Below are 13,636 nucleotides of genomic sequence, written 5' to 3' on the forward strand. Positions count from 1 at the left end.
ATCCGCGGTGCCTATCCTGATAGATGCCCGGTCAGGCTGCGTGGGTGAGACAGGACTGTTCGATGAATGCACAACCAGCACCGGATCACGATGCATGGACTGCCTGGCATCCGGCCGAGCTGGGAAGCCGGCTTTCCAGCGTGTCGAAACCATGGTGCATCGTTGGCGGCTGGGCGCTTGATCTGTGGCATGGGCAGCAGACCCGCGATCACGAGGATCTCGAATTCACGATCCTGCGCACCGATCTCGGTGTTTTCCGCCAAGCACTCTACGGACTGGATTTTTATACGGCCGGAAACGGCATCGTCGAATTCCTGCCAGCGGGTACAGAACCATCGGCGGCGATCTGGCAAATCTGGTGTCTGGACATCGCTGACAGGCGCTGGCGGGTGGATATGATGATCGAGCCGGGAACGCCGCAGACATGGGCCTACAAACGCGATCCCCGGCTTACCCGTTCACGCGCCGATATGGTTGACGTGACACCCGATGGGCTTGCCTACCTGAAGCCAGCGGGTGTGCTGCTGTTCAAGGCGAAGCACCGGCGGGCCAAGGACGAGATCGATTTTGCCAATGCCCTGCCGAAGCTGGCGAGATCCGAACGTGCATGGCTGAAGGCTTGCCTTGAGAGGGTGCATCCGGGGCATGACTGGATTGGGATGTTGTAGGGGGGGCTTGTGGTGCGGTTCATGCACGCTGCAAGAACTGGCCACCTCAATGGACCAAATACCACGTGTGTATATGGAAAAAGAGCATGCTATAGGAGCATCATGGGATTCGGGGTTTTCATCCATCGCTCAGATTCGATTTACGACGACAGTCCGGCGGAACGCTATCAGTTTCCCAGTCAGTATCTCGGCCGCGTCGAAGCCTGCATAGGCCATTGGATCATCTACTATGAGCCTCGCAAGGTCGCTGAGACACGCGGTTATTTCGCAATAGCGAAGGTTCAGCAGGTCATTCCAGACCCTTCGGCATCCGGCATGTACCTCGCTCTGATCGAACCCGGAAGCTATCTCGACTTCGTCAACCCTGTCTCCTTCGGCGACGCTGACGGCATTGTCGAGCGTGGTCTGTTGAATGAACAGGGGCGGATTTCCGGGCGTGCCCAGTCCGCAGTTCGTCCCATCTCATCAACTGACTTCGACCGCATTATCGCGCTGGGTCTTGATGAGAACGAGCCCTTGCTGCCCCGCGTCGATGAAGCGACCATGCCCCATGGTTTTGAGGAGGAGCAAGCGCCGTTCCAATTCGAGGAGAGCCGTGACCGGGTGAGCTATATCTCGTCGCGAATCGTGAGGAAGCGAGTCTTTCGGCGGATTGTCTTGCGTGCCTATGATGAACGCTGCGCCATTTCCGGACTGAAATTGATCAATGGTGGCGGCCGCGCAGAGGTTGATGCAGCACATATCCGGCCGGTTGAGGCGAGCGGGCCGGATATTGTCAGCAATGGAATTGCCCTCTCCGGTACGGCACATTGGATGTTTGATCGCGGACTGATTGGCCTGACCGACGATCTAGAGATTCTTGTCTCGCGGCAGGTCAACGATCCGGATACCGTGCGAGCCTTCATCAACAAGACCGGCCGTGCGTTTGCGCCCCCGCGAGCGTTCGAGCGTCCGCATCCCCACTTCCTGCAATGGCATCGCGAAAACTGCTTCAAACAGTGAAGTGTCAATAGGACCTATCGAACCTTCAGCCCCAGCTCGGCGAGCAGCTGCCCCGCCTGATCGCGCGAGATGGTCGCGCCCTTGAATTGCTTGGCATTCAACAGGCGGATGCCGCCGAGGTCGGCGCCGCGCAGATCGGCGCCTTCGAACCGGCAATCGACCAGATTGGCATCGCGCAGGCTGCAGTCCTGAAACACCGCATCGCGGAAGTCACATTTGCGCAAATCCGCCATCTGAAAATCGAGGCCGTTGAGACGCGACTTTCGAAACGACAGGCCGGGCAACCGGGCGTCGGCCATCCGCGTTTCGTTGAAGGAGAGGTTTAGCGTTTTCGCTTCCGAAAGGTTTGCGCCCGTCAGCTTGCACCGCTCGAACAGTGCACCGGTGAGCGTCGTACCCCTGAAGCTGCTGTTGTTGAAGTCGCAGGCCTCAAGCCGGCTTTCGGAGAGATCGCAGCCGGTGAAATCGGCAAGGCCGCCCTTGCAGCTCGACCAGACGGTGGCGCTCAGTTTTGCGCCGGTGAAATTGGCCTGTTTGACATTGCAGGCCTCGAAGACCCAGCCATCCAGCGCAAGGCGTGAAAGGTCGGTTTCCTCGAGAACGCAGTCAACCAGCCGGTAGGCCATTCCGTTTTTCGAGAGGGTTTCGATGCTTGCGCGATCCAGCGCGCGATTCTCGATGATATTGGCTGGCGGGATCTTGGATGTGTCCGGTGAGCCGTATGGGGGCATATCGATGTTCCTTCTTCGTCATCGAGGGAACATGTCGCAAGACCACGTACCTCGCCGACCGTGTCCGATCAAACTGGTACCGTGGAAGCCAACAGGCCATAAGCTGCAGAATGCAGGGACCGGATTACCAACCGGCCCATCTTTTTCGGTCCTTTTGCATACCGCACCCGCCGTTTCGGTTCAACGCGGAAATAAAGGCTGGATGCGTGGCTCACCGGTTTGCGTCCGGCGTCTCCCATTGCGCCCAAAAGAGATCAGGCCTTTTCGGGCAGGCTCGATTCCGACAGGGATTCTCCCGCCGCCGCTCCCTTGCCCTCCGGTGCGCCGGCTGCGGCATCGCTGCCGGTTCCCACCCCTTCCGAGCCGGAATAGGGGCGTTTGATGATGGCGGCGGCGGATATCACGATCGGGTCGAAGCCGGCGCCGCCCTGTTCCACGAGTTCGAAGAAGGCCTTGCGCATGCGCGGTTCCCAGAACTTGTTGATATGGGTGGCGACGCCCTCGATGCGCTCGGCTTCCGGCTGCGACTTGAAGAAGGTGGCGATCTGGTTGGCCATCCGCACGAGTTTGCCATTGGTGTTATCAAGCGACATCGGCGATGGCTCCGGATTGGATGCGGTGGGGATGGGTGAAAATCTCGAAATCGGCGCCGCGCACCAAGGCGATCAGCGTCATGCCGGCCTCGTCCGCCGTGCGGATGGCCAGTGCCGTTGGGGCAGAGATGGCAATGATGAAAGGGCTGCCGATGATGGCGGTCTTCTGCACCATCTCGACCGAGACACGGCTGGTGACGACGACGGCGCCGGTTGATCCAGCATGCCCGGCGCGTGCCGCGGCACCCACCAGCTTGTCGAGGGCATTGTGACGGCCGACATCCTCGCGCACCGCGATCAGCCCCTTGCCGGGCACGTAGAAGCCTGCGCCATGCACGGCGCGGGTTTCGAAATGCAGCGGCTGCTGGCCGTTGAGCAATGCGACAGCCTCGACGATCTGCTGTTGCGACAGCCGCAGCGGCGAGCCTGAAACGGATGGCGTCTTGCGCACCGCCTGTTCGATCGATTCGATGCCGCAAAGGCCGCAGCCGACGGGCCCTGCCATATGGCGACGGCGGGCGGTGAGCGCGGCGTTCTGTTCGTCCCGGAGCATGATCTGCAGGTCGATACCCTTGTCGTCAGGAACGGCTTCGATCGATTCGATCTCGGAGGGATCGGCAATGATCCCTTCCGTCAGGCTGAATCCGACGGCAAAATCCTCGAAATCTCCCGGTGTCGCCATCATCACCGCATGGGTGGAGCCGCCATAGGAAAAGGCGACCGGGGTTTCTTCGGGAACGACGCGGGAGCCGGTGGAAAGCGTGCCGTTGCGGTGGGCGGTCTCGGGGACGGTTTGGGTGAGTTTGAATGGGGTCATGCGCCTTGCTCCCTCTTCTCCCCAGTGGGGAGAAGGTGGTGCGCGGTGCCGGACGAGGGAGTTCGCAGCGCACACCCCAGCCAATCTCCCCCCGTGTGGGGGAGATGTCCCGAAGGGACAGAGGGGGGGATTTGCCACAAACGCATCATTGCAACTCTACTCCGCCGCCTCCAGCTTGCCGGCGATGCGGCGCGAGTGGCGGGCCTGTTCGTCGTAATCGACCTGCCACTGCGACGGGCCGTTCGACGGTGATATCTGCACGGCCGTCACCTTATATTCCGGACAGTTGGTTGCCCAGTCGGAGAAATCGGTGGTGATGACGTTGGCCTGCGTCGTCGGGTGGTGGAAGGTGGTGTAGACGACGCCGGGTGCCACACGTTCGGTGATCAGCGCCCGCAGCGTCGTATCGCCGGAGCGGCTTTGCAATTTCACCCAATCGCCGTCGCGCACGCCGCGCATCTCGGCGTCGTTCGGGTGGATTTCCAGCCGGTCTTCCTCGTGCCAGACGACATTCTCCGTGCGCCGCGTCTGGGCGCCGACATTGTACTGGCTGAGAATGCGGCCGGTGGTGAGCAGCAGCGGGAAGCGAGGACCGGTCTTTTCGTCGGTCGCGACATATTCGGTGCGGATGAACTTACCCTTGCCGCGCACGAAGCCGTTAATATGCATGATCGGCGAGCCGAGCGGCGCCTTCTCGTTGCAGGGCCACTGCACCGAGCCCATCTTTTCCAGATAGTCATAGGAGACCATGGCAAAGCTCGGTGTCGTGGCGGCGATCTCGTCCATGATTTCGGATGGATGGCTGTAGTTCCAGTTCAGGCCCATCGCCTGCGCCAGCTTCTGCGTCACCTCCCAGTCGGCATAGCCGTTGCGTGGCGTCATCACCTTGCGGACGCGGTTGATGCGGCGCTCGGCATTGGTGAAGGTGCCGTCCTTTTCCAAGAAGGTTGAGCCCGGCAGGAAGACATGGGCGTAGTTGGCGGTTTCGTTGAGGAACAGGTCCTGCACCACGACGCATTCCATGGCGGCGAGGCCGGCCTGCACATGCTTGGTGTCCGGGTCGGACTGGAGGATGTCCTCGCCCTGGATGTAGATACCCTTGAACGAACCATCGACGGCGGCGTCCAGCATGTTGGGGATGCGCAGGCCCGGTTCGTTGGAGATGGTCACGCCCCAGAGCTTTTCGAAGGTCTCGCGGGTCGCATCGTCGGAGACGTGGCGGTAGCCCGGCAGCTCATGCGGGAAGGAGCCCATGTCGCAGGCGCCCTGAACGTTGTTCTGGCCGCGCAGCGGGTTCACGCCGACGCCCGGGCGGCCGATATTGCCGGTCGCCATGGCAAGGTTGGCGATCGCCATCACCGTCGTCGATCCCTGGCTGTGCTCGGTGACGCCGAGGCCGTAATAGATCGAGCCGTTGCCGCCGGTGGCAAACAGGCGGGCGGCGCCCCTGATTTCCTCGGCTGGAACACCGGAGAGCTTTTCGACCTCTTCCGGGCTGTGGTGCGGCTCGGCGACGAAGGCAGCCCAGTCCTCGAACTCCGACCAGTCGCAGCGTTCGCGGATGAACTTTTCGTCGTAGAGGCCTTCCGTCACGATGACATGGGCCAGCGCGGTGACCACGGCGACATTGGTGCCGGGGCGCAACGGCAGGTGATGCGATGCCTTGATATGCGGCGAGGAGACCATATTGGTGCGGCGCGGGTCGATCACGATCAGCTTGGCGCCCTGGCGCAGGCGCTTCTTCAGCCGCGAGGCAAAGACCGGGTGCCCGTCGGTGGGGTTGGCGCCGATGATGATGACGACATCGGTGTGTTCGACCGAATCGAAATTCTGCGTGCCGGCCGATGTGCCGAAGGTGGCGCCGAGGCCGTAGCCGGTCGGCGAGTGGCAGACGCGGGCACAGGTATCGACATTGTTGTTGCCGAAACCGGCGCGAATCAGCTTCTGGACGAGGTAGGTTTCCTCGTTGGTGCAGCGCGACGAGGTAATGCCGCCGACCGATTCGCGGCCGTATTGGTATTGCAGGCGGCGGAATTCGCCGGCCGTGTGAGCGAGCGCCTCTTCCCAGCTGACTTCGCGCCAGGGATCGGTGATCTTTTCGCGGATCATCGGGTTGAGAATGCGTTCCTTGTGGGTCGAGTAACCATAGGCGAAGCGCCCCTTGACGCAGGAATGGCCGCGATTGGCCTGTCCGTCCTTCCAGGGCACCATGCGCACCAGTTCCTCGCCACGCATTTCGGCCTTGAAGGAGCAGCCAACGCCGCAATAGGCGCAGGTGGTGACGACCGAATGCTCCGGCTGGCCGATGGCGATGACGGATTTTTCCGTGAGCGTCGCGGTCGGGCAGGCCTGCACGCAGGCGCCGCAGGAAACGCATTCCGATTCCAGGAAATTCTCATGCATGCCGGGCGAGACGCGGGAGCCGAAACCGCGGCCTTCGATGGTCAGCGCAAACGTGCCCTGAACCTCTTCGCAGGCGCGCACGCAGCGCGAACAGACGATGCATTTCGAGGGATCATAGGTGAAATAGGGGTTCGATTCGTCCTTCGGCATCCACTTGGCGTTGATGTCGCCATTGCTGCGCGCCTTGACGTGGTTGTCGCCCTCGTAGCCATAGCGCACATCGCGCAAGCCGACGGCGCCGGCCATGTCCTGCAGTTCGCAGTCGCCATTGGCAGCACAGGTCAGACAGTCGAGCGGGTGGTCGGAGATATAAAGCTCCATCACACCCTTGCGGATGTCCTTCAGCCGGCTCGTCTGGGTATGGACGGTGATGCCGGGGGCGACGGGCGTGGTGCAGGAGGCCGGCGTACCGTTGCGGCCTTCGATTTCCACGAGACAGAGGCGGCAGGAGCCGAAGGCATCGACCATGTCGGTGGCGCAGAGCTTCGGCACCTGGATACCGGCCTCCATCGAGGCCCGCATGATCGAGGTGCCCTCGGGCACGGTGATCTCGTTGCCATCGATGGTGAGTGTGACCATCTTTTCCGAGCGGGAGGCGGGGGTGCCGAAGTCGATTTCAGAGACGAGGGGCATGGAGGGCCTCCTGTGTGGATGTCGCGGCGAGATTTCTTTTTGAAAGTGGGGAGAAGACCCCTCCCCAACCCCTCCCCACAAGGGGGAGGGACTTAACCAGCGGTACTGTCCGCGAGCGATTAATCAATGTAACGCGTGAAGTTGCCGCGGGCCGAGCCCTCCCCCTTGTGGGGAGGGCGGCGAGCAAAGCGAGCGGGAGGGGTTTTGTTGTCACGCTCATTCCGCCGCCTCCACCAAAGGCACTGGCCGGAAATCGTCCGGGAAATGGTTCATGGCGCTTGTCACCGGATAGGGCGTGAAACCGCCGAGCGCGCAGAGCGAGCCGAATTTCATCGTGTTGCAGAGGTCGGCGAGCAGCGTGAGGTTCTTTTCCGGCTCGATGCCTTGCGCGATCTTGTCGGCGGTCTCGACGCCGCGGGTGGAGCCGATGCGGCAGGGGGTGCATTTGCCGCAGGATTCGACGGCGCAGAACTCCATGGCAAAGCGGGCCTGTTTCAGCATGTCGGCGGTGTCGTCGAAGACGGTAATGCCGGCATGGCCGATGAGGCCATCCTTCGCAGCAAAGGCTTCGTAATCGAACGGCGTATCGAACAGCGCGCGCGGGAAATAGGCGCCGAGCGGGCCGCCGACCTGAACGGCCTTGACCGGCCGTCCGGTGGCCGTGCCGCCGCCGATCTCGTCGACGATCTGGCCGAGCGTCAGGCCGAAGGCTGCTTCGTAAAGCCCACCATATTTGACATTGCCGGCGATCTGGATCGGGATGGTGCCGCGCGAGCGGCCCATGCCGAAATCCTTGTAGAACACCGGCCCCTTGTCCATGATGATGGGCACCGAGGCGAGCGAGATGACGTTGTTGATCACGGTCGGACAGCCGAACAGGCCCTTGTGAGCCGGAAGCGGCGGCTTGGCGCGGACGATGCCACGCTTGCCTTCCAGGCTGTTGAGCAGCGCTGTTTCCTCGCCGCAGACATAGGCGCCGGCTCCAGTGCGGATTTCGATGTCGAAAGCCTTGCCCGAGCCGAGCACAGAACTGCCCAGAATGCCTGCCTCGCGGGCGATCTCGACGGCTTGCGTCATCGTTGCGATGGCGTGCGGATATTCCGAGCGGATATAGACGAAGCCCTTGGTCGCGCCGGTCGCGATGCCTGCTATCGCCATACCCTCGATCAGCACGAAGGGGTCACCTTCCATGATCATCCGGTCGGCGAAGGTGCCGCTATCGCCCTCGTCGGCGTTGCAGACGATATATTTGCGGTCGCCCTTCTCAACGTTGATGGGGGCGTCGAGAACTGTCTTCCATTTGATCCCGGTCGGGAAACCCGCGCCGCCGCGGCCGCGCAGGCCGCTTTCGGTGACCTGCGCCACCACATCGGCCGATGTCATCGCCACCGCCTTGGCCAGGCCCTTCAGGCCGTCATGGGCCCGGTAGTCATCCAGCGATAGCGGATCGACGATGCCGCATCGGGCAAAGGTCAGGCGCGTCTGGTTTTTCAGGAACGGCAGTTCCTCGGTCTTCCCGAGACAGAGGGCGTGATTGCCGCCGGTGGCGAGGCCGGCGTCGAGCAGGGACGCTATATCGGAGACTTTCACCGGGCCATAGGCGATCCGGCCCTCGGCCGTCTCGACCTCGATCATCGGCTCCAGCCAGTGCAGGCCGCGCGAGCCGTTGCGCACGAGCGTGACATCCAGCCCGCGCGTCTCGACTTCACCGGCGAGCGCCTTGGCGACCCGATCGGCGCCGAGGGCCAATGCGGCTGCATCTCTGGGAACGAAAATCCTGACGGTCATGCGCGCACCTCCGCAACGAGGTCACGCACCGCATCCGCATCGAGCCGCCCGTGCACCTCGCCGTCGAGCATCGCGGCGGGTGCGGTGGAACAGAGCCCGAGACAATAGACGGGTTCCAGCGTCACCGAGCCATCCAGCGTCGTCTGGTGAAAATCGATGCCGAGCAGCACTTTCACCCGTTCGGCCAGAGCGTCGCCGCCCATCGACTGGCAGGCTTCGGCGCGACAGAGTTTCAGCACATGCCGCCCGGCCGGATGGTCGCGATAGTCGTGGTAGAAGGTGACGACGCCGTGGACTTCGGCGCGGGACAGATTGAGTTCGCGGGCAATGACCGGCAGGGCTTCCTGCGGCACATAGCCGAACTCGGCCTGGATCTCGTGCAGGATCGGCAGAAGCGGCCCTTCGAGCGACTTCATCTCGCTGACGATATCCAGCGTCCGGCTATCGATATCACGGCTTGATAGATGCAGGTTCAACGTTCAGACCTCCCGAACTGAAACGAACAATCGGTTGCGGTCTGCGGCCCCACGGATGAAATGATGCCCCCTCCAGAACATCGTTACATCCGGCGCCTTGCCTGATAAGGCAGACGAAAACGGTTTTGCAGTCCGCGCACTGCAAAGCAGGGTGTCAGCAGCCAGCGAACCGGTCAATAGGCCTGTTCCGTTAAGCGATAGGTGTTTTCTATCAAAGCGCCTGAGCGTCGGCCAGAATGCGCGCTTCATGCAGCAACGCCGAGACGAGGGGGGTGAACGGTTCGCGGTGTGTCGCGACCAGCCCGACGGTGTGCCGGGCGTCGGGCTCGATGATCGGGATGAGTTTTATTTCGTCATGAAAGCCGAACGATTTCGCGACGTTATATGGCATGATGCTGGCCCAGTGGCCGGTGCGTACATGGGAAAACAAGACGATCATCGAGTTGGATTCGAGCGTCGGCGATACAGTCACACCGGCTTCTGTGAAATGCTGGTTGATGATGCGCCGGTTCTGCATGTCGGCGGTCAATAGACAAAGTCGAATGCCGCCGATTTCCTTCCAGGTCACGGTTTCGCGATCCGCCAGCTCCGTGCCTGCCGCCGTCACCAGATGATAGCGCTCCACCTGCAAGGGTACGCTGGTGACCCGTCCCAGCGGTTCGTTTTCCAGATAGGTCAGCCCCGCATCGATCTCAAGATTTTCCAGAAGACCGAGGATTTTCAGCGATGTGGTCGAGAGAACCGAGAAGGTCACCTCCGGATGCTTTTCCTGAAACGGTCCGGTGATGCGCGGCACCATGGCAAGCGTGGTGGGCACCGCCGCCAGCCGGATATGGCCGACAAGCCCGCGCCGGGCGGCGCGCATTTCCTCGTGCATGGTGCGGGAATCGCCGACGATCCGGCGGGCCCATTCCAGCACCCGCTGGCCTTCCGGCGTCAGGCTCTGGTAGCGCGAGCCGCGATTGACCAGCATGACACCGAGCTGGTCCTCCAGTTGCTTGATCGCGGCCGACAGCGTCGGCTGGGTGATGCCGCAGAGTTCGGCGGCGCGGCCGAAATGCCGCTCCTGGGCAAGCGCGATGAAAAATTCCAGCTTGTCGATCACGCGCTATAACCCTCCCGAATATCGTATTGTCTGCCCTTAGCAGATCAATTGTCCGCCGTTCACTTCCAACACCTGGCCGGTGATGTAACCGGACAGCGCGTTGGCGGCGAGGAACAGATAGGCGGGCGCGCAATCCTCCGCCGTGCCGAGTCGCTGCAACGGGATCGTCTTGCGGGTCGCCTCCAGCTTTTCGGCAGAGGAATAGCGCTCGTGGAAATCGGTGGTGATCGTGCCCGGCGAGACGCAATTGACCCGGATGCCCTCGGGCGCCAGTTCGCGGGCCAGCGCCTTGGAATAGGTCGAGACGAAGGCCTTGGTCGCCGAGTAGATCGCCGAGCCGGCACTGCCGCCGGTCAGCGCCGAGATCGACACGGTGTTGACGATGGCCGGATGCGTGCCGCGCCGCAGAAGCGGCAGCAGGGCGCGCGTCGTCTGCACCACGGCGGTCTGGTTCAGCTGTACCACCGTCTCATATTGCGCATCCGTCAGCTCGCCGGCGAGAAAGCGGCCGACCATCGTGCCGGCATTGTTGACGAGAACGTCGATCACCTGGAAGCGGGACGCGATACCGGCGGCCAGCAATTCGACCCCGCTTTGGGTGGAGAAATCGGCGTAGGAGAGAAAGGCCCGGCCTTCCGTCAGTGCCGCGTCGAGAAAATCGGGCAGCGGCTCGCGCGCCAGGCGTCCGCCATGCAGGTAGACGGTGGCGCCACAATCGAGAAACTGCCGCGCCACTTCCAGGCCGATGCCGCGTCCGGCTCCGGTGACGACCACGTTCAGGCCTTTGAACAAGGATGGATGAAACATAACGAATACCTCCCGCGGCCGACAGGCTGTCGCATGACGGCCTGAATTGCAACGCCGCAGCGCGCTCTTGTCTGCACAAGCGCTCAGGACAAGGGGTTCAGTTTCGAACCGCACGCCGCATTTATGAAATTGCGCTGCTTTCGTTTTTGCATATTATGAAACAAAACGAAAATAACGGGAGGAATCTTCATGTATCTGTCGGGCAGGCAGTCGGAAATCCTTGAGCTCGCCAAGACGGAAGGCCGGGTCCTCGTCGACGAACTGGCCGCGCGTTTTTCGGTGACGCCGCAGACCATTCGCAAGGATCTCAACGACTTGTGCGACGGACGGGTGCTGACGCGCATCCATGGCGGGGCGATTTTTCCGCGCGGCAACGAGAATGTGAAATACGAGGCCCGGCGGTCGATCGCGGCGCCGGAGAAGCAGGCGATCGGCCAGGCGGCCGCGGCGATGATCCCCAACAATTCCTCGCTGTTCATCAATATCGGCACGACGACCGAAGCCGTCGGCGAAGCGCTGCTCGATCATACCGAACTGATGGTGATCACCAACAATATCAATGTTGCCAATCGTTTGCGGGTTTTTCCCTCGATCGAAGTGGTGATTGCCGGCGGCGTCGTGCGCGGGGCCGATGGCGGTATCGTCGGCGAGGCGGCGGTCGATTTCATTCGCCAGTTCAAGGTGGACTATGCCGTCATCGGCGCGTCGGCGATCGATCACGACGGTGCGCTGCTCGATTTCGATTACCGCGAAGTGAAAGTCGCGCAGGCGATCATCGCCAATGCCCGCCATGTCATTCTCGTCTCCGATTCGACCAAGTTCGAACGCACGGCGCCCGTCAGGATCGGCCATATCACCCAGGTTCACACCTTCATTACCGATATGTGTCCGATCGAAAACGTACGTGCCATCTGCCAGGAGCAGGATGTCCGGCTGATCGAGACCTCGCGCTGACATTGCCGGTTTTTGTGCGGGCCGGGTTTCCCTCAACATTCGTTTGACATTCGTAAGATTTTCGCTTTAATTAATTTTGCTTTCGCATGTGCTCAAAATTGTGCAATGCGAAATGTGGGAGGGGAAGCAGTGCCTGCGCAAGACGTACTCGACATCTTCGTGATCGGTGGCGGCATCAATGGATGCGGTATCGCAAGGGATGCTGTCGGCCGTGGATATTCGGTTGCGCTGGCCGAAATGGACGATTTCGCTTCCGGCACCTCGTCGCGCGCCACCAAGCTTATTCATGGCGGACTGCGCTATCTTGAACATTACGAGTTCAGGCTGGTGCGTGAATCGCTGATGGAGCGCGAAGTGCTCTGGGCCATGGCCCCGCATATCATCTGGCCGATGCGGTTCGTCCTGCCGTTCCACAAGGGTGGCATCCGCCCGGCCTGGCTCATTCGCCTCGGCCTCTTCCTCTACGATCATATCGGCGGCCGCAAGCTTTTGCCCGCCACCCGCACGCTGGACATGCGGCGCGATCCGGCGGCCAAGCCGCTGAAGGCGCTGTTCACCAAGGCCTTCGAATATTCCGATGGCTGGGTGGATGACGCCCGCCTCGTGGTTCTCAACGCGAAGGACGCGGCGCTGAAGGGCGCGCGCATCATGACCCGTAGCCGGGTGGTGTCGGCTGAGCGCGAGGGCGGGCTGTGGACGGTCGACGTCGAGAATGTCGCGACCGGTGCCGTCAGCACGTTCAAGGCGCGCATGCTGGTCAATGCCGCCGGCCCCTGGGTGGACGTGGTGCTATCGAACGCTCTGCGCAAGAACAATGTTCACAATGTCCGGCTGGTTCAGGGCAGCCATATCGTCGTGAAGAAGAAGTTCGACGATGCCCGCGCCTATTTCTTCCAGAATCCGGACAACCGCATCATCTTCGCGATCCCCTATGAGGCCGATTTCACGCTGATCGGCACGACCGACAACGATTATACCGGCGATCCCAAGGATATCCGCATCACCGATGCCGAGATCGACTATCTCTGCTCGGCGGCAAGCGAGTATTTTTCCGAAGCTGTCAAACCGGCCGATGTCGTCTGGACCTATTCCGGCGTGCGGCCGCTGTTCGACGACGGTGCCTCGAAGGCGCAGGAAGCCACCCGCGATTACGTGCTGAAGGTGGACGGCGACGATGGCGAGGCGCCGCTGCTCAACGTTTTCGGCGGCAAGCTGACGACCTACCGCCGGCTTGGCGAGCATGCGCTGGAAAAGATTGCCGGTGCGATCGGCGCCAAAGGCATGCCGTGGACAGCCAAGAGCGTGCTTCCGGGCGGTGATTTTCCGGCGACCGGCTATGATGCCGAAGTTGCAAAACTCAAGTGCGGCTATCCGTTTCTGGCCGAGCGCCATGCGCGCCGGCTTGTGCGGCTGTATGGTACGCTGGCAGCACGCCTGCTTGGCGCTGCCGGCAAGGTGGAGGACCTCGGGTTGCATTTCGGCGCCGATCTCTACGAGGTCGAGGTGAACTGGCTGATCGCCCAGGAATGGGCGCGGCACGCCGAGGATGTGCTGTGGCGGCGCACCAAGCTGGGACTATCATTGAGCCAGGCGGAAGCCGCCGGGCTGGAGGAATACATGCGGGAGACGGTTCGCAGCGTTGCCTGACGGCAATGCCGA

The 13,636-nt window shown here is 61.8% G+C and carries 12 protein-coding genes; 4 read left to right on the forward strand and 8 right to left on the reverse strand.

Annotation, left to right across the window (positions count from 1 at the left end):
- The first annotated feature begins 62 nt into the window (after positions 1-62).
- Both ADU59_RS17110 and ADU59_RS17115 read left to right on the forward strand, forming a co-directional pair.
- The gene (locus tag ADU59_RS17110; RefSeq protein WP_068955346.1) at positions 63-668 is read left to right on the forward strand and encodes a nucleotidyltransferase domain-containing protein; all 606 of its coding nucleotides are present in this window, start codon (positions 63-65) and stop codon (positions 666-668) included.
- Positions 669-770: 102 nt separating this feature from the next.
- Entirely contained in the window at positions 771-1,670 is a 900-nt protein-coding gene (locus ADU59_RS17115) for an HNH endonuclease (protein ID WP_068955347.1), read from the forward strand.
- 14 nt (positions 1,671-1,684) lie between these two features.
- Here ADU59_RS17115 and ADU59_RS17120 read toward each other — a convergent pair whose 3' ends face one another.
- The 8 genes from ADU59_RS17120 to ADU59_RS17155 form a co-directional block, all read right to left on the reverse strand.
- Complete coding sequence (locus ADU59_RS17120; RefSeq protein WP_068955348.1) at positions 1,685-2,401, reverse strand: pentapeptide repeat-containing protein; 717 nt, start codon at positions 2,399-2,401, stop codon at positions 1,685-1,687.
- Between the two features lie 254 nt (positions 2,402-2,655).
- Positions 2,656-2,994 (reverse strand): formate dehydrogenase subunit delta, encoded by a 339-nt coding sequence (locus tag ADU59_RS17125; protein WP_068955349.1) that lies wholly within the window; start codon positions 2,992-2,994, stop codon positions 2,656-2,658.
- Entirely contained in the window at positions 2,984-3,811 is an 828-nt protein-coding gene (fdhD, locus tag ADU59_RS17130; protein ID WP_068955350.1) for a formate dehydrogenase accessory sulfurtransferase FdhD, read from the reverse strand. The genes ADU59_RS17125 and fdhD overlap by 11 nt, the downstream gene beginning before the upstream one ends.
- Before the next feature lie 156 nt (positions 3,812-3,967).
- Positions 3,968-6,847 (reverse strand): formate dehydrogenase subunit alpha, encoded by a 2,880-nt coding sequence (fdhF, locus tag ADU59_RS17135; RefSeq protein ID WP_068955351.1) that lies wholly within the window; start codon positions 6,845-6,847, stop codon positions 3,968-3,970.
- Between the two features lie 216 nt (positions 6,848-7,063).
- The gene (locus tag ADU59_RS17140; protein ID WP_068955352.1) at positions 7,064-8,635 is read right to left on the reverse strand and encodes a formate dehydrogenase beta subunit; all 1,572 of its coding nucleotides are present in this window, start codon (positions 8,633-8,635) and stop codon (positions 7,064-7,066) included.
- A complete protein-coding gene (locus ADU59_RS17145) occupies positions 8,632-9,051 on the reverse strand; it encodes a formate dehydrogenase subunit gamma (RefSeq protein WP_425332028.1) in 420 nt (139 codons plus the stop codon). Before ADU59_RS17145 ends, ADU59_RS17140 begins: the two co-directional genes overlap by 4 nt.
- A 271-nt stretch (positions 9,052-9,322) precedes the next feature.
- The gene (locus tag ADU59_RS17150; protein ID WP_068955354.1) at positions 9,323-10,216 is read right to left on the reverse strand and encodes a LysR family transcriptional regulator; all 894 of its coding nucleotides are present in this window, start codon (positions 10,214-10,216) and stop codon (positions 9,323-9,325) included.
- A 36-nt stretch (positions 10,217-10,252) separates the two neighbouring features.
- Positions 10,253-11,023 (reverse strand): SDR family NAD(P)-dependent oxidoreductase, encoded by a 771-nt coding sequence (locus tag ADU59_RS17155; protein WP_068955355.1) that lies wholly within the window; start codon positions 11,021-11,023, stop codon positions 10,253-10,255.
- A 189-nt stretch (positions 11,024-11,212) separates the two neighbouring features.
- On the opposite strand from ADU59_RS17155, the gene ADU59_RS17160 reads away from it, so the two are divergent.
- Together ADU59_RS17160 and glpD are read left to right on the forward strand one after the other, a co-directional pair.
- Positions 11,213-11,977: a DeoR/GlpR family DNA-binding transcription regulator gene (locus ADU59_RS17160; RefSeq protein WP_068955356.1), complete on the forward strand. Its 765-nt coding sequence runs from the start codon at positions 11,213-11,215 to the stop codon at positions 11,975-11,977.
- A gap of 105 nt (positions 11,978-12,082) precedes the next feature.
- On the forward strand, positions 12,083-13,624 hold the full coding sequence (gene glpD / locus ADU59_RS17165) for a glycerol-3-phosphate dehydrogenase (RefSeq protein ID WP_068955357.1): 1,542 nt from the start codon (positions 12,083-12,085) through the stop codon (positions 13,622-13,624).
- Positions 13,625-13,636: the final 12 nt, after the last annotated feature.

This window comes from Pararhizobium polonicum (genome assembly GCF_001687365.1).
GTDB classification, from domain to species: Bacteria; Pseudomonadota; Alphaproteobacteria; order Rhizobiales; family Rhizobiaceae; genus Pararhizobium; species Pararhizobium polonicum.